The sequence below is a fragment of the Methanomassiliicoccales archaeon genome (assembly GCA_013415865.1).
Taxonomy (GTDB): domain Archaea; phylum Thermoplasmatota; class Thermoplasmata; order Methanomassiliicoccales; family UBA472; genus MVRC01.
Map to the genome: position 1 here is coordinate 638,648 of CP058896.1, position 23,796 is coordinate 662,443.

At 42.6% G+C, this 23,796-nt stretch carries 16 protein-coding genes; 7 read left to right on the top strand and 9 right to left on the bottom strand.

The window, feature by feature from the left end; translation table 11 throughout:
- Positions 1-80 precede the first annotated feature (80 nt).
- The 4 genes from HPY73_03150 to HPY73_03165 all read right to left on the bottom strand — a co-directional run bounded on the left by HPY73_03150 (position 81) and on the right by HPY73_03165 (position 4,232).
- On the bottom strand, positions 81-932 hold the full coding sequence (locus tag HPY73_03150; protein ID QLH74545.1) for a class I SAM-dependent methyltransferase: 852 nt from the start codon (positions 930-932) through the stop codon (positions 81-83).
- Positions 929-1,933 (bottom strand): iron ABC transporter permease, encoded by a 1,005-nt coding sequence (locus tag HPY73_03155; protein ID QLH75633.1) that lies wholly within the window; start codon positions 1,931-1,933, stop codon positions 929-931. Before HPY73_03155 ends, HPY73_03150 begins: the two co-directional genes overlap by 4 nt.
- A 74-nt stretch (positions 1,934-2,007) precedes the next feature.
- The gene (locus HPY73_03160; GenBank protein QLH74546.1) at positions 2,008-2,799 is read right to left on the bottom strand and encodes a hypothetical protein; all 792 of its coding nucleotides are present in this window, start codon (positions 2,797-2,799) and stop codon (positions 2,008-2,010) included.
- 65 nt (positions 2,800-2,864) lie between these two features.
- A complete protein-coding gene (locus HPY73_03165) occupies positions 2,865-4,232 on the bottom strand; it encodes an ABC transporter substrate-binding protein (GenBank protein QLH74547.1) in 1,368 nt (455 codons plus the stop codon).
- Between the two features lie 79 nt (positions 4,233-4,311).
- Here HPY73_03165 and HPY73_03170 point away from each other — a divergent pair, with 79 nt between their 5' ends.
- The 3 genes from HPY73_03170 to HPY73_03180 all read left to right on the top strand — a co-directional run bounded on the left by HPY73_03170 (position 4,312) and on the right by HPY73_03180 (position 6,793).
- Positions 4,312-5,073, top strand: coding sequence for an ABC transporter ATP-binding protein (locus HPY73_03170; GenBank protein ID QLH75634.1), 762 nt, complete (start codon positions 4,312-4,314; stop codon positions 5,071-5,073).
- Between the two features lie 576 nt (positions 5,074-5,649).
- Positions 5,650-6,090: a hypothetical protein gene (locus HPY73_03175; protein ID QLH74548.1), complete on the top strand. Its 441-nt coding sequence runs from the start codon at positions 5,650-5,652 to the stop codon at positions 6,088-6,090.
- Between the two features lie 4 nt (positions 6,091-6,094).
- Positions 6,095-6,793, top strand: a complete 699-nt coding sequence (locus tag HPY73_03180; protein ID QLH74549.1) for a hypothetical protein — start codon at positions 6,095-6,097, stop codon at positions 6,791-6,793.
- A 316-nt stretch (positions 6,794-7,109) separates the two neighbouring features.
- On the opposite strand, the gene HPY73_03185 is transcribed toward HPY73_03180, so the two are convergent.
- Entirely contained in the window at positions 7,110-10,661 is a 3,552-nt protein-coding gene (locus tag HPY73_03185; GenBank protein ID QLH74550.1) for a type I restriction enzyme HsdR N-terminal domain-containing protein, read from the bottom strand.
- Positions 10,662-10,839: 178 nt separating this feature from the next.
- On the opposite strand from HPY73_03185, the gene HPY73_03190 reads away from it, so the two are divergent.
- Positions 10,840-14,028: a DEAD/DEAH box helicase gene (locus tag HPY73_03190; GenBank protein QLH74551.1), complete on the top strand. Its 3,189-nt coding sequence runs from the start codon at positions 10,840-10,842 to the stop codon at positions 14,026-14,028.
- Here the strand turns inward: HPY73_03190 and HPY73_03195 are convergent.
- The 3 genes from HPY73_03195 to HPY73_03205 form a co-directional block, all read right to left on the bottom strand.
- Positions 14,019-15,023, bottom strand: a complete 1,005-nt coding sequence (locus HPY73_03195) for an iron ABC transporter permease (GenBank protein QLH75635.1) — start codon at positions 15,021-15,023, stop codon at positions 14,019-14,021. The genes HPY73_03190 and HPY73_03195 overlap by 10 nt on opposite strands.
- A gap of 74 nt (positions 15,024-15,097) precedes the next feature.
- Positions 15,098-15,889, bottom strand: a complete 792-nt coding sequence (locus HPY73_03200; GenBank protein ID QLH74552.1) for a hypothetical protein — start codon at positions 15,887-15,889, stop codon at positions 15,098-15,100.
- A 65-nt stretch (positions 15,890-15,954) separates the two neighbouring features.
- Entirely contained in the window at positions 15,955-17,322 is a 1,368-nt protein-coding gene (locus HPY73_03205; protein QLH74553.1) for an ABC transporter substrate-binding protein, read from the bottom strand.
- Positions 17,323-17,401: 79 nt separating this feature from the next.
- On the opposite strand from HPY73_03205, the gene HPY73_03210 reads away from it, so the two are divergent.
- The 3 genes from HPY73_03210 (at position 17,402) to HPY73_03220 (ending at position 19,883) form a co-directional block, all read left to right on the top strand.
- Positions 17,402-18,163, top strand: a complete 762-nt coding sequence (locus HPY73_03210; GenBank protein QLH75636.1) for an ABC transporter ATP-binding protein — start codon at positions 17,402-17,404, stop codon at positions 18,161-18,163.
- 576 nt (positions 18,164-18,739) lie between these two features.
- The gene (locus HPY73_03215; GenBank protein QLH74554.1) at positions 18,740-19,180 is read left to right on the top strand and encodes a hypothetical protein; all 441 of its coding nucleotides are present in this window, start codon (positions 18,740-18,742) and stop codon (positions 19,178-19,180) included.
- Positions 19,181-19,184: 4 nt separating this feature from the next.
- Complete coding sequence (locus HPY73_03220; protein QLH74555.1) at positions 19,185-19,883, top strand: hypothetical protein; 699 nt, start codon at positions 19,185-19,187, stop codon at positions 19,881-19,883.
- A 316-nt stretch (positions 19,884-20,199) separates the two neighbouring features.
- Here the strand turns inward: HPY73_03220 and HPY73_03225 are convergent, their stop codons facing one another.
- Positions 20,200-23,751, bottom strand: a complete 3,552-nt coding sequence (locus HPY73_03225) for a type I restriction enzyme HsdR N-terminal domain-containing protein (protein QLH74556.1) — start codon at positions 23,749-23,751, stop codon at positions 20,200-20,202.
- Between the last annotated feature and the right edge of the window lie 45 nt (positions 23,752-23,796).

A 23,796-nucleotide genomic window follows, 5' to 3' on the forward strand; every position in this document is an offset into this window, starting at 1 on the left:
AAATGAGTCATTATGTGGCTGACTTTGCCTCTGATAATGAGACCATCATACCATTTGGAATGTAAATCCTTAACAGAGCATCAAGGCAGAATCTGATGAGGGGACCAGGTCATCACGGCCAAGATCTTCGAGGCTTTTTTCCATAACACTCCTTCCTGACTACGCTCCATGATATAGTCCTTGACGATCGATGACCTCTCCTCGTCCATTACAGTAAAGATCTCGAAATAGGATATGTAATTACGGACGACGGTCTGAGGGTCCAGTGCCACCTCGGTCTTTCCGGTGATAAACTTTAGATCTGGACGTACGCCACTTTCAAGAAGAATATTCAGAGGATACTTGATATCATAGGCTGACGATGGGGTAAAAGGGCCTATCAAGCGTTTCCAGAGCTCGTTCCTTATCTGCATCTCATCGCTCCAAGAGGCGGTGGTATAACAACAATGCCTTGTAGAGCAGGCCCCCATCTTGAAGAGCGCCGCGGCATCTTTTATTGCTGGAGATTGACCGCTGATCACCAGATCGTATTGTTGAGGAAGGGGGGTAGGATCGTTCCAATCCCGCAATATGGTCCTCACATTACTGAGGCCTTTGCGCTTTGCCCGTGACTCAAGCTCTTGTATCATGCCTGTAGAGTTATCAAGTCCTACAACTTGACGGGCCTTGGCCGCCAATGGTATTGTATAAGTGCCTGGTCCGCACCCCACATCTAGGACAATATCACCGGGAAGAAGGTATCCCCCAGACTCGAGATGATTGATGATCTTTTCATAAAGACAGGTTTCAGCCTCGACCTCAAGACCATATTGCTCAGCGCAGAGGTTCCAATATCTGTTCCATCTTTCCTCGTTCTCTGGCGTCACCCGCAGCGGTGATCGTTCATGAGCATTGTGCCACTCTCTGTCCCATGTTTCAACATCAATTTTCATAAATGATACCCTCTCTGCCTCAACAGTAAATATATCAAGAGCGGGCCTCCGAGGAGTGCGGTGATAGCACCTACCGGCAGCATTACCGGGGCCGCAGCTGTCCTTGCGATAATGTCAGCGAAGAGCATCAAGCATGAACCACCTAGAGCCGATGCGGGAAGCAGATACCTCTCCTCTGAGCCTATGACAAGCCGTGCAATGTGAGGGGCAAGAAGGCATATGAACCCTATCGCCCCGGTAAATGATACGATTACAGCGGTCGAAAGACAGGCCGCCATTATTATAATCGTCCGGACTCTTTCGACTTCGACTCCCAGACCCTTGGCCGAGTCGTCGCCCATCTTGATTATTGATATATCTTTGGCGAAGAACAGAACGATCAGTATGAATATTGTGAGAGTGGCAAAGACATAAGGAAGTTGCCACCATGCGGAACGGGCAAGATCGCCGACCATCCAAAAGACCGTTGATTTCATTGCATCAGCCTCTGCAAAGAACTGCAACAAGGTGTTAGATGCACTGAAGATATACGCCATGGCCACACCACACAATATCATCGTCTCTGGGGACATACCGATCCGCCTAGAGGCGAGCAATATTACAAAAGCTGGTATAAGTGAAAAGAGAAAGGCATTGCCTATGACCAATAGACTGCCCTCGAACAGCCCGTGCCCCAATATGATACCGATGGCGGCACCGAAACCAGCGCTTGCCGAAACGCCAAGGGTATAGGGTGTGGCCAATGGGTTGTGCAGTATTCCCTGGGTTGAGCATCCAGCTATTGCCAGGATTGCTCCGGCAGCAACTGCCATCAAAGTTCGTGGCAATCTTAACTGCCAGACAACAGTATTGGCCAGCCAACTGACATCAAATAGGTCGGGTAGAAACCTGTCAAAGATTGCTGCATAAGCTTCGAACACAGATATGCCAGCTGAACCAATGGACAATGATACGCCCATCAATAAGAGCATAAGAACAAAGCAACCACCCATGAATATCATTTTACGGTAACGGATCAGACGCAATTTTTCCCGCTCGACCTTCTCAGAACTCTGCTGAAGATCAGGAGCTATATTCACTTCTTCCACCAAACTACCCCAACCTTTCTTGTTCGCTCTAGGTAGAATCCACCATCTTTCTGAATCATCACGGCCTCTAGATGTTTATAGAGTGCCGTCTTTCTTTCATCCGGGATATTATAAAACCAAGCCAGATCGTTTGTTGCCTTGTCGATAGATTCGTAAAAGGCCATAGTCTTATGATGAAGAATCTGAACGTTTGCCTCGATGCCCAGCTCATATAGTGCGTTAAAGAGGATCGTGTGCTCGCTCAGGCCGGTAGTAACATTGCGACCGTAAATTGCCCTTTGCACGTCCTCAGGGATACGCTGCTCTGCGGGAACGAAGATGTATACAGACCTCAACGAGGCCTCATCCATTTTCTTTAACTGTTCAGAGAGATCGCTCATGAACATGCTATATGACGCAAGAACAAGCTCATGCGGAACCAGGTCCTCGCCGACAATAATATCCTCCCACCGCTTGGCCAACAGATGGATGTTGTTAATCCCCTGCCTAGCACAATCGGTCATTAGCCTTGATCTCATAGTAGCGGAAGGTTCCACTGCCGTCAAAAGTTCGCATCGTTTTGCCAATGGTATCGTCAATCTTCCTCTTCCTGGACCGATCTCAATTATCGACCGATGGCCATGTCCGACCAGATCAAGCTGGGCATCATTAAGTCCAGATAGTTGCCCATCATCAACCTTCCATGCCAACCCATCCCATAGCTTAATATCACGCAACCTTGTCCTTCCTGTACTCTGCATGTCTAACTCCCATAGCTGGTCCCAATCCACGATTCCCATTGATGTATCCCCTCCGATCGATCATGGCTAAAAGAAAAAAGATTGGAAAGCGTTTTGGAAGCGCATTAATCCGTAGCTGGGTAGATGAACACCCCATGTGTACTTAGGTCGTAAGAAAGCCCCATCCATGACGTTACGTACTCTTGATGTATCGATTCTGGGTCCAGGTCAGAGAACAGGTCAGGATGCAATATCTTGGCCAGATAGACCGCACCTAAGATGCCCCCGGCAGCATTGTTGCGGAAATCTCCAGCAATGATGTATAGGTTCGAACTGACATAGGCATCCGTGTTCTGTAAAAGGGGGCGGCTCAGCATGGCCGAGACGGCAGAGGCCATCTCTGCACTGTCGTTCATGTCATAACCATAAGCCGGTGTCATGATCGCACCTCCATATGTGTATCTGACAGTGTGGGTAAAAATGAACTCTGGATTCTTCGTCATGACCCATTCGATATCTACAGTTGTGGAGTATACGTTATTGGCACCTGACCAGTCCGGTAGGTCCTTTGCGATCGGGTCTCCCCCGGCCAAGATGCACATCTGGGAGAGGGGATCGATCATCGTATAAGTTGCACAATTGGTCGTCGTCCCATCTCTAAAATATTTATTGTATGAGGTCATGAGCACTGAAGGACGCTCTTCGGCCGTCAGGTTGCTGGTTCTCGCATAGATCATATCACGCAGCCCAAGCAGCCAATCCACATAATCAGCGGCCCTATCTTCCTTTCCAAAGATGTATCCTGCCTTCATGACCCCTGCCAAGAACCTGGAATCCTCGGGAATGATGACATTGGGCCAATACAGACCTAGGAAGATAATGTTGGTGTTCGGTAATTTCTCCTGCTTTTCCGTGACAGCGTTCGAGAAGGTAAGGATGAGATCGAAATCCTGCTCAGTTAGGAATTCATAATCCGGATTGAACATATTATTCATGTTGACAATGGCACCATTGTCCTCTGGGAAGTAAAACCATTTAAGCTTGTAAGGAGCAAAGTCCAGGCCGGCAACAAGGTTCTGCACCCCGAGTATTCGTACCAGTTCGGCATTGCTCAGATACTCCACGCCGATCTTTTGTATCGGATAATCGACCTTGACCTTGTTGCCGTTGCCATCTTTAATCCACAGGATCGATTGCTCATGGGCAATTATATCCTCGATCTGGGCAACATCGGCGATATTGATCTCGCCATCGTTGTTGGCATCCGCATATTCTGTTGTGTTCAGCTCACCGGAAATTATAGACCTGACATAATCCAGGTCTTCCTCGTCTATATCCTCATCCAAATCTGCATTCCCATAGACCTCTAAGACAAACCTTGCTGGTCCTTTTTCCTCCTCTTCACTTGGTCTCGAGGACAAGTACACCGCAGCTGCTAATCCGGCCACGATTACTATGCAGACTATGCTTATTGTAATCATCTTGTTCTTCATACAAACACCGTGTTACTTTTTTTAAAATCGTAACACTTAATTACTTTAAAAACATTTGCCAGTCCAGTCGGTGAAGTTCGTGTTGCTTAGCGCAGATAAGGTGTATTTCTCATATGGTCAAGACCGAGTGTTGAACGGTATCTGCCTTACAGCACAATGTTCGGAGATCCTAGGAATAGTCGGTCCGAACGGTTCAGGTAAAACCACCTTTTTAAAGTGTATCAACAAGATATTGACACCCAGCCAAGGAAACATCTTGCTTGAAGGGGATTTGATATCATCGATGCCCCGCATAGAGGTGGCCAAGCGCATCGGTTACGTTCCACAGAATTCTAACGGAAATGGTGGTCAGATCACCGTGTTCGAGGTAGTATTGATGGGCCGCAGACCTCACATTAACTGGTCCATCGGACAATCTGATGAGAACAAGGTATGGGCCGTACTCCGCTCGATGAATATGGAGCACTTGGCCTCTCGACGCTTTGACGAACTTAGTAGCGGACAGCGGCAGAAGGTGCTGATCTCGAGAGCTCTGGCCCAGGAAGCAAAGGTGATATTGCTCGACGAACCGACCAGTAACCTGGACATCAGACATCAGCTGGAGGTCATGGAGATGCTCCGTTCTCTTGTGCGCGAAAAGTCGTTGGTGGCCATTGCCGTCGTCCATGACCTGGACCTGGCTTTGAAATATTGTGATAAGGTGGTGATGATGAAGGATGGGGTCGTCTTCGCCTCGGGTAATAAAAATGATGTTCTCACACCCGAGAACATCGAGACCGTATATGGTGTCAAGGTAGCTATAGATAATTCCTATGGCAGACCACACATTGTTGTTCTTTGATCAATTATTTTAGATAACGAATTGTTGTAACAAAAGGATCCGTTCATCTTCATGTTGCTTTTTCAGCCAAGCATGGACCTTCTTGAACAGACGTGTGTCCTTTGGCCCTTAGTAAGGATGCTGGACCCCGCCGGTCCAACGATGAAAGACGTTCAAAATTCCCATTGGGATAGCAGCAGATTATTGAAGAGAAGAACATTTTCGATGAAGAGATGCTTCTCTCCATAGTGTAACAAATTAAAAAAAATAATCCATAGAAATTTGGAAAGAACGGTCTTATCGAATACCCCCTCGTTCAAGAGTACTCGAAAAAGCAAGATCGACCATCAATCGGTATGGTTCCTATTGCTCATAAACTAATGATGCCTTATTAATGGCCATTTTATGGTTTAATGCAATATTCATATCAAGACCTTTGGCATTGATGGCTCTACAGCATTGAACTTCGAGCATTTGATATAGCCTAACCTGAACTTTATCGATTTGGTCGAAGAATGCTTTCTTGGATTCTTTTAGCTCAGGATATCCGGCCATAATCCATTTAACTACGAGCAGAGAATTCTAGAAAGTATCAGCATGAGAACAATCTGCATCGTGCCCTGCGGGAAGCGCAAGATCTGGGATAGGAAACCGCAGGCCAGACCAACGGCAGCTAGGGAGGTCTACATCGGACCTTTCGCACAGAAGTGCCGAGAGTACGCGGAGGCGTTCTATCCTGACGATTGGTACATCCTCTCAGCCAAATATGGTTTCCTCGACCCTTTCGATATCATACCAGAACCTTATGATGTGACCTTCAACGATCCTTCGACCAATCCCATCAGTATCGCCGAATTAACCATCCAGGCAGCCAGCATGGGTTTGTTGAATTACGAAAGAATAGTCGTACTAGGTGGCAAAAGATACTTGGACATAGTCGAGCATGTATTTACCTCGAAAAAAATAGAGGCCCCGCTGGCAGGATGCACAGGCATCGGTGGGATGATGCATCGCCTTGATGAACTCATGAACAGGTGATAGGATGGCCGACTTCGATTCATATAATGAGGACATCACCAGGTTTTATGAGTTAATGGCAGTGCTCGAGGATGGTCTAGGTGGAAAGAGGCTGTTGGGAGAGTGTACAGGAAAGCAGGCCTGGCCGAGACGTGGAGTTTACTTTATCTTTGAGGATGGTGAGACCAGGGCGGATGATCTTGAAGCGCTGCGTGTCACCCGAGTAGGCACCCATGCTATCAGAGAGGGGCAGGAAACCACACTCTGGGCACGACTAAGGAATCATCGTGGAACAAAGACCGGGGGAGGGTACCAACGCAGCTCGGTGTTCAGGAGACACGTTGGCCTGGCCCTCATGAACCGGTTCCAGGACACCATCGAAATTCCAAGCTGGAAAAACTACAACCCAACGAAAGAAGAAAGGCAACGTGAATGGGAGCTCGAGAGATTGGTATCAAACTATATTGGAAAAACGAGGTTGCTCTGGCTCTCTATTGAAGACGCTCCATCTCCTATTAGCGACCGAGCGTATATTGAGAAGCAGGCGATAGCTCTTCTCTCTAATCCACTTAACAGAGATCGGCCAACGAGTGGTTGGTTAGGTAACTACAGCCCAAGGAATGAGATCAAGTCAAGTGGCCTTTGGAATGTGGATCATGTAAGCGTTAACTATGAACCAAAGTTTCTTGATGTATTCGAAAAATACGTTAAGAAGTCAATTTAGACCTAGGATGTGAATTGGAAGCTCCCCTCTTTTTATCGCATATAAGAAAAGCATTTCATCGGATAGACATTGAGATGTCAGGGGAATGGGTGACATTTTTTGTAATTATCTATGGCCCCTGAACCCAAGGTGCGGGGGGAGGCCCTCGTAACATATGATAGCCAGCAATCTACTAACGATAGTCAATCAAGGGGTTTTAGGTATAAACATTTTTAAATATATTTTTTAAATATAATATACTAATTATTTAAATACTATGATTCTTCTCAGCGTAATTTGATATAAAACGCACAAAATATATCATAGATTGAGGTTATTAAACCAACCGGCCAAATAATTCTTCATCGGATATTTCAATATATTCTCCATTCAAGATGTAAACATTTTCCATCGCTGAGTAGCAAAAATCAATAGTTAATTGATTTGATTTATTTTTTGCCGCGATTTCTTGAATCTTTGTTATACTGGCCTTTGACCCGATTAATCCTAATCCCTCAATAGCACGGCGAAATGCACTGTCATTAAGCTGCGGATAAGATTCTATGAAATTCGAATACCATTCTTCATCCTTTTTCGATATAAGCGCGTTCATAGCCCTAAGAGCTCGTTCGGTAACGATACCACCATTACTTACTACATTTTTCAAAGCAATCTCTTTTAAGATTACAAGAGAGGACTCCCCACCAATTTTTTCTAAGGACTCGATACACTGATGCTCCAAAAATAATCTATATCGTTCATCTTGAATGGTTGAAGCTAGAGTGAATTTTACCATTTCAATTGCATATTCTTGGTCAAATATTGGGGCAATTTCAACTATATCTGATAAAGCATACATTTCCATGTGTGTACCTTTATTTGTTATCAATTCATTGAGAATTGATTTTGCCTTTGTAACTTCGCCAATGATGCAAAATGTCTTTGAAACCCTCACAATGCTTCTATCTTGTTGACAGTAGTTTAATAAATCATTGAGAACGGGTAACATTTCGATAGCCTTACTATCCTCAATTTTTTCTAGGAGGATTTCGAAGGCAGGTTGAGATATATTTCCTAGGAAGTCTCGTTGTTTCGTAAGTTCTAGTAACATTCCTTTTTCCGCCAATACTTTAATTGCTTCCCGTTGAGCCCACCAAACATCGTCAATATGTCCAACAAGGTATTCTTTTATGGTCGGAGCTGGAAATCTTTGTAACCCATCCAATGCATAAGCCCTCACAAGTTGTTCTTTACTATCAAGCAACTTGATGAACACATCTTTTGGAACCCTCCCCTTTGACTGAGAAAGTGCTTTCGCGCATTCTACAATGATGTTCTTGTCACTTTTCTTTTCGGTAACCTGTCCAATCAGGTAATCCACAACTTTATCATCCTTAAAACTAGCCAATATTTCATTTGTATACATTCCATAAGTTTTGTCTTCCTGCATATCCTTCAAGCTCTCAACCAAGGACGGTACAATGCTTGCATCTCCGATTTCGATTAGAACTGTAGCTAAACCGCCATCTTTACTGGTTTTCTCAATATCTCCTTTTTCAAGATAAAATTCCAATAGAGCTTTTTTTAATCCATCTGTCATATGGCCCGACCGTAGGACTATTAGGATTGCATCTTTACAATTTTGACTAGTAAACAAGTCAGGTTCTCTTTTCCAAATTTCGATAATTTTCAGATAGTCCCCTTCCTTATTGTGGGCTATAGAAAGAGCAATATTACCTGGAATAGTTTGGTCGAAGAATAACCTCCCATTGCCACTCAAATCGATATTCTGACTTAGTAATTCCTGACCACGAGTCGAGCCGATGATATTCAGTTGTTTCAACGCCATCATTTTTACATCGGTATATTCACAATCCATGAATAACTTGTAAAATATTTCTTCGGAATAAGTTGATTGAAGTCTACGAAGGATGTTCATTGCTCTGAATCTAGTTATTGTGACAAGAGATGAACATTTCCTAGCCAATGATAATGAAATACGGTGACAAATTTCATCATCGATATTATTCACCTCAACGGCACAACGCCCAGCTAAAAATAGGTGGCTCTTCTCAATATCGATAACATAAGTACCCCCGTCCTCTATACTCCCAGCAGCCAATTCAATGATTGGAGTCCAATAAATCTTGCTGATTTTCGTTGATAAAATTGTCAATTTTGATGAATACTTATTTGCAAATGCTTCACTGGCAAAATAATCTAAGAAAATTCTATGACAAAATGAAATGGAATTGTTTTCGTAATTGACCAAACCGATTAGGGAAAGGTCTTCAAGAATACCCCTCTTATCAACATCAGCAGGAATCGAACACCCATCCTTTAACTCCTTGATTAATGGAATTAACACCTTATCGATTTCTGAACTGGATAGAGTTACTCCTTTCTCCCCATCAATTATTTCATAGGCAAGTTCAGCTAGAATCCTTTTTCTAATATCCCATTCAATTGTGTTCGATGCTCTGCTATCTTTGCCTTTTTCCCACAATTTCATGAGTTCAATAATTCTCTGAATCGTCTTTCTTCGGGATGATGGGAGATATTTATCTTCTTTAAAGATTAAAGCCAAGAATGTAAGTATTAATGTGTTATGCGCATCTTTACCAATTCCACATCTCGCCATCTCATTATAGAATGAATATTTTTCAGCTCCAAAATATAGACCCGAAATCTCTAGAACCACCTCATCGTCAAGAGGTTCTATGATAAATGTCGATGCATTGTGTAGGAAGGGTGGCCTAGAATCTCGTGAAGATATTATAAAACGGCTGTTGCCCACTTCCGAAATAGCTTCGATTTCGTGAATTGCGTCTATAACATACTTTTCTTCTATCTCATCGAATCCATCAAACAAGAAAAGGAACATATTTTTATTCAGCATCTCGGAAAATCTAGCATCCGATGGCGTCATCCCATATTTTTCTAATGAATTTTTTATTAATGACCTTATGTTAAGATTTAATCCATATCGCCTGAGCTGAATATATACGGGAATTAATGGTGACTGGCCGCGAAGACATTCTGTTGATTTTTGATAGGCTAAATATCTTAGGGTTGTTGATTTACCAATACCAGATGGTCCAATTATGATTCTAATTTTTCCATAATCCTTGTTGATAAGGTCCAATAGACTTATCTTTTCAGTATTATCTTTGATACCCCCTTCCAGACCTTTCCTTCGGAATTGTAACATTTTTTCTGGTGGGTACTGCTCAATATTCTGACCAATTCCTGATTCCATTTCAAAAGGGACTTGCCAATCAAATAAGTCTTCGTTTATCTTTTTAAGATACGATAAAAAATCTGATAATTGTAGTTTTAAAAAGGAAGCATCATCTCCAGCATACATCATTCCCAGTGATTCTTTGAGATTAATTGTTTGGATTATTTCCGCATGCTTTTTTGTCGTTTGAATATCTTTACTCAAAATGTGTATTAAAATTTCAGATTTAATATCTAAATCCTCCATTGTTTCAGCAAAAAAGATTGGTTCGTTGACATCATTGACCATCAGACTTTTCCCGTTAGTCATGACAATAAAATTTACGCCGACGCCGATGGCATAAGATGTCATTTGTTTTAGATGATTGTCTAACTTTTCTTCAGGACCTTTGCTTTCAACAACAAATTTCGGTTTATCGGTCGTCCCATTACATACAACATAATCAGGCTTTTGACTTTTAGGCAACTTATCAGAAGAAAAACTTCTGCGACCATAATTAATTTTAAAGACTGGGTATTCTTTCTCAGGTTTAATATCTTCTCGAGAGTATCCCAACAATTCTGTTAAGAGGGGAATGATGAAGTTCTGACTCACTTCCGCTTCATTGGCGTAAGTCAGCGTGCCAAAAGTATCAAAGATTTTACCCATTGAATATGGGCATGGTTTCTTGAATTAAAATTAATGTGTGGAAATTTTCAATTTAATTGTCAAACGAATGAACAAAATGTTACCGACATAGTCGAATAATTTATGTTGTTTAAACCGACCAATAATCGATGGGTTAGATTTATTGATAATGAAATATCTACAACCCCTGGCGATTTGATTGGCGGGGGAAGAGTTAATCAAGGATGTCAAGGAAATTTATCATAAGCTTATTCGTCGGGAATACTCCAAATATGAGCAATCCAAGACGATTAAGAGCGTTTCCCTTCAAACCAAAGACTTTGATGAATTGGGCATCCATCCAGATTTTCTGGAATACCTTGTTGATAATGGCTATTTAATTAAGCTTGGAGATGGTGAATATCGAACCCTCCTGATGGATGTCGTTTTCCGCTCGGCGGATGTGCGAGTAAAATATGGTGGAACAAAATATGTGCTGGAATCCGAGTTGAAGCTAAAGGTTCGTCCAATTTTGAGGCATGATTATATAAAATTTGAAAGAGAAGATAAAGAGCTTCGAGAGCTTAAGGAATCGATAACAAGAAAGCTGGGCAATAGTAAGCTAACTGAAAATTTTCTCATGGCCTTGAGTCGGTCTGGGGTAATTGGATTATCAAAATATCAATATCAATCAATAATCAGCATTCTTAATAGTGACAAAGATGTTGTGGTCTCTGCTCCAACGGCATTTGGCAAGACCTATACATTTGTTATCCCAATGCTTGTAGAATGCCTCAAAGCGGATATTGAGGGGGCTAATGGTTCAACAGCTGTAATTTTCTACCCTCGAAAATCACTTGGCTCCGACCAGATGGGCAAGTTGATTAAATTGGTGGATAACATTAACACATGTTGTGGAACGAAGATAACCATTGGTATCGATGAGGGAGACACAAAGAAACGGGCAGAAATTAGAGATGGAGAAATTTTTCGAGGAATTAAGTGCCCCCACCACGATGAACAAACATTATCGTTTCTTGACAAGCGTGTTTATTGCCCAAAAGGTCATCATTATCTTGATTTCATTAATTCTTCAAAGGATAGTTTTAAAACCAATCCACCCAGCATTGTTATTACTAACATCTACTCGTACCCATACAGATTATCAAATACGGCAAACTGGACCAACGGCTATCTTAATAAGGACATCAAATTTTTCATATTCGATGAAATCCACGCATATCGGGGTATTGTCGCTGGAATGCTGAAGTATTTTATAGGAATCCTTAGGAGTCTAGTTGCACCTAACGCGAGGGTTGTTCTTTCTTCTGCAACAATCCCTCACTTAGAGGACTTTGTTACTGAGATAACATCAAAAAAATTAGACAACATGCTCGACTTGGTTTATAAGGAGAGTCGATATGGTCGAGATTCGGAGAAGTTGGAACTTTATCTCCTGGTGGGTATTAATCCATACACCTCTTGGGAAACCTACACCCACGAATTAGCTATCTACCTATCTTCAGTGAATAGGTTGAGAGAAAATAAGAACCTCCAGAGTTTGATTTTCATTGACAGCGTAAAAAATATCAACCGAGTCTATGGGCAGGCGAGGGAAGCTATCAAACTCGGTGACCCGAAAGACCATTTCAATTCAGCAATTGATGTGAGACACCCTTATTCTTATTGGGCATATAACGACAAGTTTAAAGTCAATCCAGAAGAGATTGATACAAGTAAAGAACTGCTGGAATTGAGAAAGGAAATAGATTCTAATCTAAGCTATCACTATTCTCAGAGGCCGGACCGCTTCGAAATCGAAGAGAAAATTAAGAAAGGAAATATCGATGTTGTATTCACTACATCGACTCTTGAACTCGGGGTGGATTATGATAATGTCTCTGTTGTGGTGAATGCGGGAATACCATTTAGCTTAGAGAGCATTGTCCAGCGTGTTGGTAGGGCAGGAAGGAAAGAAAGTACAACGCTGAATACTTCGTTATCTATTGTAGTTGTGAAGAACAATCCGCTCCAATATTTTTACCTGTATAAGGGCATCGATTTCCTCATCGACCCTGACATGATGCAGAAGATACCAGTCTCGTTCAACAACCAGTTTGTCATACTTTATTCCTCGATGCTGTATTCAGTAGCCACATTTGCAAAGCAAGGAGGCGATGTTAAGGGTAATGTTAACACGCTCCGGTCCATCATTGATTATATCGATAAAAACGAGACCAGGATTAGAGCGGAACTGGGTATGCGGGTAGACTTCTCTAAAATAAGAGAAAACACAAAGAAAATTATTGAGATATTGGGTAGAGATGATATTGATGACAAGTGCAAAGAAGTGCAGTCGTATTTGAATTCCTTGTGGTTGAAGGATTCTTTGCTAGAAATCGACCAAGACATTGGGCGTATAGTTGAGATGGTTGAATCCAGCATGGAAAGAGTAGCTACAAGAGAAAGAGAGCACTTTCAAAAACATCTATCCTCGATTAAGGACCTTAGAAAACATATATTAGACGAAACCATCGAATTGGATGAACTGGAAGTTATTTTGTGTAATCTGCAAAACGAGGTAGACCAAACAAAAAATATGATTAGGTCGCAGCAGCACCCACTTATTGAGAGCAAGAAAGAGTTGCAAGACCTTTCCCAATCACTGTTCGATGCTGCTGAGGGGGCTGGAAAAACCACCGCCACCAAAGGTAAGCTTACCAAAGAGCAGTATGGTATATTCTCGCGCGCCTGTGAAATTCATAAAAGTATGAGCGACCACATTATCAAGCTCATAGAAACTCTGGTTGGAGTCAAATTCATGGGCACTCAGTTCATGGACCAATTGATTTTCATTAAACCAATGCATCAATCTGGAAATGGGGAGGAGGAATTCCTGACCAATGTTGTTGAGCGCATACCCCCCTTTGAACTAGCCAATGTCCCATTTGAATCTAAAGAAGCTCGAGAATTGACTAACGCTGTGGGCGCTCGGCATGTATGGTTCCCCAAGCCAAAATATCGATACATTTTGACTCCAGACGCAGTTCCAAGGCTAATAACCAACCTTGACACCAACGGTTTATCAGGTGGGGTCGCCTCTAAAATGGGAAGCCTGATGGTCCCTGAGTCCATAGAGCTTATTGATGTTTCTGCATTGGATAAACCTCTCATTATTAGGGTTGGTACCCGTCAGGGACCGCCTCTCTACATAAAATATGGTTCTGATTCCTTCTCCGGCTCCAAAGTACGGGGGCAATATCCCATACCAAGGAATATCAGGAGCATGTATCAAGAGTGGAAGTTGAAAAATTATAATTTGGTCAAGGAGGCTACCCTCGCTGAAATCGAGCTGATGGATGAGAGGATAATCAACCAAGACAATAACAGATGGGGTCTTCATAAATGATACCCTCTCTGCCTCAACAGTAAATATATCAAGAGCGGGCCTCCGAGGAGTGCGGTGATAGCACCTACCGGCAGCATTACCGGGGCCGCAGCTGTCCTTGCGATAATGTCAGCGAAGAGCATCAAGCATGAACCACCTAGAGCCGATGCGGGAAGCAGATACCTCTCCTCTGAGCCTATGACAAGCCGTGCAATGTGAGGGGCAAGAAGGCATATGAACCCTATCGCCCCGGTAAATGATACGATTACAGCGGTCGAAAGACAGGCCGCCATTATTATAATCGTCCGGACTCTTTCGACTTCGACTCCCAGACCCTTGGCCGAGTCGTCGCCCATCTTGATTATTGATATATCTTTGGCGAAGAACAGAACGATCAGTATGAATATTGTGAGAGTGGCAAAGACATAAGGAAGTTGCCACCATGCGGAACGGGCAAGATCGCCGACCATCCAAAAGACCGTTGATTTCATTGCATCAGCCTCTGCAAAGAACTGCAACAAGGTGTTAGATGCACTGAAGATATACGCCATGGCCACACCACACAATATCATCGTCTCTGGGGACATACCGATCCGCCTAGAGGCGAGCAATATTACAAAAGCTGGTATAAGTGAAAAGAGAAAGGCATTGCCTATGACCAATAGACTGCCCTCGAACAGCCCGTGCCCCAATATGATACCGATGGCGGCACCGAAACCAGCGCTTGCCGAAACGCCAAGGGTATAGGGTGTGGCCAATGGGTTGTGCAGTATTCCCTGGGTTGAGCATCCAGCTATTGCCAGGATTGCTCCGGCAGCAACTGCCATCAAAGTTCGTGGCAATCTTAACTGCCAGACAACAGTATTGGCCAGCCAACTGACATCAAATAGGTCGGGTAGAAACCTGTCAAAGATTGCTGCATAAGCTTCGAACACAGATATGCCAGCTGAACCAATGGACAATGATACGCCCATCAATAAGAGCATAAGAACAAAGCAACCACCCATGAATATCATTTTACGGTAACGGATCAGACGCAATTTTTCCCGCTCGACCTTCTCAGAACTCTGCTGAAGATCAGGAGCTATATTCACTTCTTCCACCAAACTACCCCAACCTTTCTTGTTCGCTCTAGGTAGAATCCACCATCTTTCTGAATCATCACGGCCTCTAGATGTTTATAGAGTGCCGTCTTTCTTTCATCCGGGATATTATAAAACCAAGCCAGATCGTTTGTTGCCTTGTCGATAGATTCGTAAAAGGCCATAGTCTTATGATGAAGAATCTGAACGTTTGCCTCGATGCCCAGCTCATATAGTGCGTTAAAGAGGATCGTGTGCTCGCTCAGGCCGGTAGTAACATTGCGACCGTAAATTGCCCTTTGCACGTCCTCAGGGATACGCTGCTCTGCGGGAACGAAGATGTATACAGACCTCAACGAGGCCTCATCCATTTTCTTTAACTGTTCAGAGAGATCGCTCATGAACATGCTATATGACGCAAGAACAAGCTCATGCGGAACCAGGTCCTCGCCGACAATAATATCCTCCCACCGCTTGGCCAACAGATGGATGTTGTTAATCCCCTGCCTAGCACAATCGGTCATTAGCCTTGATCTCATAGTAGCGGAAGGTTCCACTGCCGTCAAAAGTTCGCATCGTTTTGCCAATGGTATCGTCAATCTTCCTCTTCCTGGACCGATCTCAATTATCGACCGATGGCCATGTCCGACCAGATCAAGCTGGGCATCATTAAGTCCAGATAGTTGCCCATCATCAACCTTCCATGCCAACCCATCCCATAGCTTAATATCACGCAACCTTGTCCTTCCTGTACTCTGCATGTCTAACTCCCATAGCTGGTCCCAATCCACGATTCCCATTGATGTATCCCCTCCGATCGATCATGGCTAAAAGAAAAAAGATTGGAAAGCGTTTTGGAAGCGCATTAATCCGTAGCTGGGTAGATGAACACCCCATGTGTACTTAGGTCGTAAGAAAGCCCCATCCATGACGTTACGTACTCTTGATGTATCGATTCTGGGTCCAGGTCAGAGAACAGGTCAGGATGCAATATCTTGGCCAGATAGACCGCACCTAAGATGCCCCCGGCAGCATTGTTGCGGAAATCTCCAGCAATGATGTATAGGTTCGAACTGACATAGGCATCCGTGTTCTGTAAAAGGGGGCGGCTCAGCATGGCCGAGACGGCAGAGGCCATCTCTGCACTGTCGTTCATGTCATAACCATAAGCCGGTGTCATGATCGCACCTCCATATGTGTATCTGACAGTGTGGGTAAAAATGAACTCTGGATTCTTCGTCATGACCCATTCGATATCTACAGTTGTGGAGTATACGTTATTGGCACCTGACCAGTCCGGTAGGTCCTTTGCGATCGGGTCTCCCCCGGCCAAGATGCACATCTGGGAGAGGGGATCGATCATCGTATAAGTTGCACAATTGGTCGTCGTCCCATCTCTAAAATATTTATTGTATGAGGTCATGAGCACTGAAGGACGCTCTTCGGCCGTCAGGTTGCTGGTTCTCGCATAGATCATATCACGCAGCCCAAGCAGCCAATCCACATAATCAGCGGCCCTATCTTCCTTTCCAAAGATGTATCCTGCCTTCATGACCCCTGCCAAGAACCTGGAATCCTCGGGAATGATGACATTGGGCCAATACAGACCTAGGAAGATAATGTTGGTGTTCGGTAATTTCTCCTGCTTTTCCGTGACAGCGTTCGAGAAGGTAAGGATGAGATCGAAATCCTGCTCAGTTAGGAATTCATAATCCGGATTGAACATATTATTCATGTTGACAATGGCACCATTGTCCTCTGGGAAGTAAAACCATTTAAGCTTGTAAGGAGCAAAGTCCAGGCCGGCAACAAGGTTCTGCACCCCGAGTATTCGTACCAGTTCGGCATTGCTCAGATACTCCACGCCGATCTTTTGTATCGGATAATCGACCTTGACCTTGTTGCCGTTGCCATCTTTAATCCACAGGATCGATTGCTCATGGGCAATTATATCCTCGATCTGGGCAACATCGGCGATATTGATCTCGCCATCGTTGTTGGCATCCGCATATTCTGTTGTGTTCAGCTCACCGGAAATTATAGACCTGACATAATCCAGGTCTTCCTCGTCTATATCCTCATCCAAATCTGCATTCCCATAGACCTCTAAGACAAACCTTGCTGGTCCTTTTTCCTCCTCTTCACTTGGTCTCGAGGACAAGTACACCGCAGCTGCTAATCCGGCCACGATTACTATGCAGACTATGCTTATTGTAATCATCTTGTTCTTCATACAAACACCGTGTTACTTTTTTTAAAATCGTAACACTTAATTACTTTAAAAACATTTGCCAGTCCAGTCGGTGAAGTTCGTGTTGCTTAGCGCAGATAAGGTGTATTTCTCATATGGTCAAGACCGAGTGTTGAACGGTATCTGCCTTACAGCACAATGTTCGGAGATCCTAGGAATAGTCGGTCCGAACGGTTCAGGTAAAACCACCTTTTTAAAGTGTATCAACAAGATATTGACACCCAGCCAAGGAAACATCTTGCTTGAAGGGGATTTGATATCATCGATGCCCCGCATAGAGGTGGCCAAGCGCATCGGTTACGTTCCACAGAATTCTAACGGAAATGGTGGTCAGATCACCGTGTTCGAGGTAGTATTGATGGGCCGCAGACCTCACATTAACTGGTCCATCGGACAATCTGATGAGAACAAGGTATGGGCCGTACTCCGCTCGATGAATATGGAGCACTTGGCCTCTCGACGCTTTGACGAACTTAGTAGCGGACAGCGGCAGAAGGTGCTGATCTCGAGAGCTCTGGCCCAGGAAGCAAAGGTGATATTGCTCGACGAACCGACCAGTAACCTGGACATCAGACATCAGCTGGAGGTCATGGAGATGCTCCGTTCTCTTGTGCGCGAAAAGTCGTTGGTGGCCATTGCCGTCGTCCATGACCTGGACCTGGCTTTGAAATATTGTGATAAGGTGGTGATGATGAAGGATGGGGTCGTCTTCGCCTCGGGTAATAAAAATGATGTTCTCACACCCGAGAACATCGAGACCGTATATGGTGTCAAGGTAGCTATAGATAATTCCTATGGCAGACCACACATTGTTGTTCTTTGATCAATTATTTTAGATAACGAATTGTTGTAACAAAAGGATCCGTTCATCTTCATGTTGCTTTTTCAGCCAAGCATGGACCTTCTTGAACAGACGTGTGTCCTTTGGCCCTTAGTAAGGATGCTGGACCCCGCCGGTCCAACGATGAAAGACGTTCAAAATTCCCATTGGGATAGCAGCAGATTATTGAAGAGAAGAACATTTTCGATGAAGAGATGCTTCTCTCCATAGTGTAACAAATTAAAAAAAATAATCCATAGAAATTTGGAAAGAACGGTCTTATCGAATACCCCCTCGTTCAAGAGTACTCGAAAAAGCAAGATCGACCATCAATCGGTATGGTTCCTATTGCTCATAAACTAATGATGCCTTATTAATGGCCATTTTATGGTTTAATGCAATATTCATATCAAGACCTTTGGCATTGATGGCTCTACAGCATTGAACTTCGAGCATTTGATATAGCCTAACCTGAACTTTATCGATTTGGTCGAAGAATGCTTTCTTGGATTCTTTTAGCTCAGGATATCCGGCCATAATCCATTTAACTACGAGCAGAGAATTCTAGAAAGTATCAGCATGAGAACAATCTGCATCGTGCCCTGCGGGAAGCGCAAGATCTGGGATAGGAAACCGCAGGCCAGACCAACGGCAGCTAGGGAGGTCTACATCGGACCTTTCGCACAGAAGTGCCGAGAGTACGCGGAGGCGTTCTATCCTGACGATTGGTACATCCTCTCAGCCAAATATGGTTTCCTCGACCCTTTCGATATCATACCAGAACCTTATGATGTGACCTTCAACGATCCTTCGACCAATCCCATCAGTATCGCCGAATTAACCATCCAGGCAGCCAGCATGGGTTTGTTGAATTACGAAAGAATAGTCGTACTAGGTGGCAAAAGATACTTGGACATAGTCGAGCATGTATTTACCTCGAAAAAAATAGAGGCCCCGCTGGCAGGATGCACAGGCATCGGTGGGATGATGCATCGCCTTGATGAACTCATGAACAGGTGATAGGATGGCCGACTTCGATTCATATAATGAGGACATCACCAGGTTTTATGAGTTAATGGCAGTGCTCGAGGATGGTCTAGGTGGAAAGAGGCTGTTGGGAGAGTGTACAGGAAAGCAGGCCTGGCCGAGACGTGGAGTTTACTTTATCTTTGAGGATGGTGAGACCAGGGCGGATGATCTTGAAGCGCTGCGTGTCACCCGAGTAGGCACCCATGCTATCAGAGAGGGGCAGGAAACCACACTCTGGGCACGACTAAGGAATCATCGTGGAACAAAGACCGGGGGAGGGTACCAACGCAGCTCGGTGTTCAGGAGACACGTTGGCCTGGCCCTCATGAACCGGTTCCAGGACACCATCGAAATTCCAAGCTGGAAAAACTACAACCCAACGAAAGAAGAAAGGCAACGTGAATGGGAGCTCGAGAGATTGGTATCAAACTATATTGGAAAAACGAGGTTGCTCTGGCTCTCTATTGAAGACGCTCCATCTCCTATTAGCGACCGAGCGTATATTGAGAAGCAGGCGATAGCTCTTCTCTCTAATCCACTTAACAGAGATCGGCCAACGAGTGGTTGGTTAGGTAACTACAGCCCAAGGAATGAGATCAAGTCAAGTGGCCTTTGGAATGTGGATCATGTAAGCGTTAACTATGAACCAAAGTTTCTTGATGTATTCGAAAAATACGTTAAGAAGTCAATTTAGACCTAGGATGTGAATTGGAAGCTCCCCTCTTTTTATCGCATATAAGAAAAGCATTTCATCGGATAGACATTGAGATGTCAGGGGAATGGGTGACATTTTTTGTAATTATCTATGGCCCCTGAACCCAAGGTGCGGGGGGAGGCCCTCGTAACATATGATAGCCAGCAATCTACTAACGATAGTCAATCAAGGGGTTTTAGGTATAAACATTTTTAAATATATTTTTTAAATATAATATACTAATTATTTAAATACTATGATTCTTCTCAGCGTAATTTGATATAAAACGCACAAAATATATCATAGATTGAGGTTATTAAACCAACCGGCCAAATAATTCTTCATCGGATATTTCAATATATTCTCCATTCAAGATGTAAACATTTTCCATCGCTGAGTAGCAAAAATCAATAGTTAATTGATTTGATTTATTTTTTGCCGCGATTTCTTGAATCTTTGTTATACTGGCCTTTGACCCGATTAATCCTAATCCCTCAATAGCACGGCGAAATGCACTGTCATTAAGCTGCGGATAAGATTCTATGAAATTCGAATACCATTCTTCATCCTTTTTCGATATAAGCGCGTTCATAGCCCTAAGAGCTCGTTCGGTAACGATACCACCATTACTTACTACATTTTTCAAAGCAATCTCTTTTAAGATTACAAGAGAGGACTCCCCACCAATTTTTTCTAAGGACTCGATACACTGATGCTCCAAAAATAATCTATATCGTTCATCTTGAATGGTTGAAGCTAGAGTGAATTTTACCATTTCAATTGCATATTCTTGGTCAAATATTGGGGCAATTTCAACTATATCTGATAAAGCATACATTTCCATGTGTGTACCTTTATTTGTTATCAATTCATTGAGAATTGATTTTGCCTTTGTAACTTCGCCAATGATGCAAAATGTCTTTGAAACCCTCACAATGCTTCTATCTTGTTGACAGTAGTTTAATAAATCATTGAGAACGGGTAACATTTCGATAGCCTTACTATCCTCAATTTTTTCTAGGAGGATTTCGAAGGCAGGTTGAGATATATTTCCTAGGAAGTCTCGTTGTTTCGTAAGTTCTAGTAACATTCCTTTTTCCGCCAATACTTTAATTGCTTCCCGTTGAGCCCACCAAACATCGTCAATATGTCCAACAAGGTATTCTTTTATGGTCGGAGCTGGAAATCTTTGTAACCCATCCAATGCATAAGCCCTCACAAGTTGTTCTTTACTATCAAGCAACTTGATGAACACATCTTTTGGAACCCTCCCCTTTGACTGAGAAAGTGCTTTCGCGCATTCTACAATGATGTTCTTGTCACTTTTCTTTTCGGTAACCTGTCCAATCAGGTAATCCACAACTTTATCATCCTTAAAACTAGCCAATATTTCATTTGTATACATTCCATAAGTTTTGTCTTCCTGCATATCCTTCAAGCTCTCAACCAAGGACGGTACAATGCTTGCATCTCCGATTTCGATTAGAACTGTAGCTAAACCGCCATCTTTACTGGTTTTCTCAATATCTCCTTTTTCAAGATAAAATTCCAATAGAGCTTTTTTTAATCCATCTGTCATATGGCCCGACCGTAGGACTATTAGGATTGCATCTTTACAATTTTGACTAGTAAACAAGTCAGGTTCTCTTTTCCAAATTTCGATAATTTTCAGATAGTCCCCTTCCTTATTGTGGGCTATAGAAAGAGCAATATTACCTGGAATAGTTTGGTCGAAGAATAACCTCCCATTGCCACTCAAATCGATATTCTGACTTAGTAATTCCTGACCACGAGTCGAGCCGATGATATTCAGTTGTTTCAACGCCATCATTTTTACATCGGTATATTCACAATCCATGAATAACTTGTAAAATATTTCTTCGGAATAAGTTGATTGAAGTCTACGAAGGATGTTCATTGCTCTGAATCTAGTTATTGTGACAAGAGATGAACATTTCCTAGCCAATGATAATGAAATACGGTGACAAATTTCATCATCGATATTATTCACCTCAACGGCACAACGCCCAGCTAAAAATAGGTGGCTCTTCTCAATATCGATAACATAAGTACCCCCGTCCTCTATACTCCCAGCAGCCAATTCAATGATTGGAGTCCAATAAATCTTGCTGATTTTCGTTGATAAAATTGTCAATTTTGATGAATACTTATTTGCAAATGCTTCACTGGCAAAATAATCTAAGAAAATTCTATGACAAAATGAAATGGAATTGTTTTCGTAATTGACCAAACCGATTAGGGAAAGGTCTTCAAGAATACCCCTCTTATCAACATCAGCAGGAATCGAACACCCATCCTTTAACTCCTTGATTAATGGAATTAACACCTTATCGATTTCTGAACTGGATAGAGTTACTCCTTTCTCCCCATCAATTATTTCATAGGCAAGTTCAGCTAGAATCCTTTTTCTAATATCCCATTCAATTGTGTTCGATGCTCTGCTATCTTTGCCTTTTTCCCACAATTTCATGAGTTCAATAATTCTCTGAATCGTCTTTCTTCGGGATGATGGGAGATATTTATCTTCTTTAAAGATTAAAGCCAAGAATGTAAGTATTAATGTGTTATGCGCATCTTTACCAATTCCACATCTCGCCATCTCATTATAGAATGAATATTTTTCAGCTCCAAAATATAGACCCGAAATCTCTAGAACCACCTCATCGTCAAGAGGTTCTATGATAAATGTCGATGCATTGTGTAGGAAGGGTGGCCTAGAATCTCGTGAAGATATTATAAAACGGCTGTTGCCCACTTCCGAAATAGCTTCGATTTCGTGAATTGCGTCTATAACATACTTTTCTTCTATCTCATCGAATCCATCAAACAAGAAAAGGAACATATTTTTATTCAGCATCTCGGAAAATCTAGCATCCGATGGCGTCATCCCATATTTTTCTAATGAATTTTTTATTAATGACCTTATGTTAAGATTTAATCCATATCGCCTGAGCTGAATATATACGGGAATTAATGGTGACTGGCCGCGAAGACATTCTGTTGATTTTTGATAGGCTAAATATCTTAGGGTTGTTGATTTACCAATACCAGATGGTCCAATTATGATTCTAATTTTTCCATAATCCTTGTTGATAAGGTCCAATAGACTTATCTTTTCAGTATTATCTTTGATACCCCCTTCCAGACCTTTCCTTCGGAATTGTAACATTTTTTCTGGTGGGTACTGCTCAATATTCTGACCAATTCCTGATTCCATTTCAAAAGGGACTTGCCAATCAAATAAGTCTTCGTTTATCTTTTTAAGATACGATAAAAAATCTGATAATTGTAGTTTTAAAAAGGAAGCATCATCTCCAGCATACATCATTCCCAGTGATTCTTTGAGATTAATTGTTTGGATTATTTCCGCATGCTTTTTTGTCGTTTGAATATCTTTACTCAAAATGTGTATTAAAATTTCAGATTTAATATCTAAATCCTCCATTGTTTCAGCAAAAAAGATTGGTTCGTTGACATCATTGACCATCAGACTTTTCCCGTTAGTCATGACAATAAAATTTACGCCGACGCCGATGGCATAAGATGTCATTTGTTTTAGATGATTGTCTAACTTTTCTTCAGGACCTTTGCTTTCAACAACAAATTTCGGTTTATCGGTCGTCCCATTACATACAACATAATCAGGCTTTTGACTTTTAGGCAACTTATCAGAAGAAAAACTTCTGCGACCATAATTAATTTTAAAGACTGGGTATTCTTTCTCAGGTTTAATATCTTCTCGAGAGTATCCCAACAATTCTGTTAAGAGGGGAATGATGAAGTTCTGACTCACTTCCGCTTCATTGGCGTAAGTCAGCGTGCCAAAAGTATCAAAGATTTTACCCATTGAATATGGGCATGGTTTCTTGAATTAAAATTAATGTGTGGAAAT

Coding starts and splice junctions, on each gene's coding strand:
- HPY73_03225 (QLH74556.1), bottom strand. CDS start 23,751: ATGGGTAAAATCTTTGATACTTTTGGCACGCTGACTTACGCCAATGAA.
- HPY73_03185 (QLH74550.1), bottom strand. CDS start 10,661: ATGGGTAAAATCTTTGATACTTTTGGCACGCTGACTTACGCCAATGAA.
- HPY73_03175 (QLH74548.1), top strand. CDS start 5,650: ATGAGAACAATCTGCATCGTGCCCTGCGGGAAGCGCAAGATCTGGGAT.
- HPY73_03180 (QLH74549.1), top strand. CDS start 6,095: ATGGCCGACTTCGATTCATATAATGAGGACATCACCAGGTTTTATGAG.
- HPY73_03155 (QLH75633.1), bottom strand. CDS start 1,933: ATGATATTCATGGGTGGTTGCTTTGTTCTTATGCTCTTATTGATGGGC.
- HPY73_03220 (QLH74555.1), top strand. CDS start 19,185: ATGGCCGACTTCGATTCATATAATGAGGACATCACCAGGTTTTATGAG.
- HPY73_03160 (QLH74546.1), bottom strand. CDS start 2,799: ATGGGAATCGTGGATTGGGACCAGCTATGGGAGTTAGACATGCAGAGT.
- HPY73_03195 (QLH75635.1), bottom strand. CDS start 15,023: ATGATATTCATGGGTGGTTGCTTTGTTCTTATGCTCTTATTGATGGGC.
- HPY73_03200 (QLH74552.1), bottom strand. CDS start 15,889: ATGGGAATCGTGGATTGGGACCAGCTATGGGAGTTAGACATGCAGAGT.
- HPY73_03205 (QLH74553.1), bottom strand. CDS start 17,322: ATGAAGAACAAGATGATTACAATAAGCATAGTCTGCATAGTAATCGTG.
- HPY73_03150 (QLH74545.1), bottom strand. CDS start 932: ATGAAAATTGATGTTGAAACATGGGACAGAGAGTGGCACAATGCTCAT.
- HPY73_03215 (QLH74554.1), top strand. CDS start 18,740: ATGAGAACAATCTGCATCGTGCCCTGCGGGAAGCGCAAGATCTGGGAT.
- HPY73_03165 (QLH74547.1), bottom strand. CDS start 4,232: ATGAAGAACAAGATGATTACAATAAGCATAGTCTGCATAGTAATCGTG.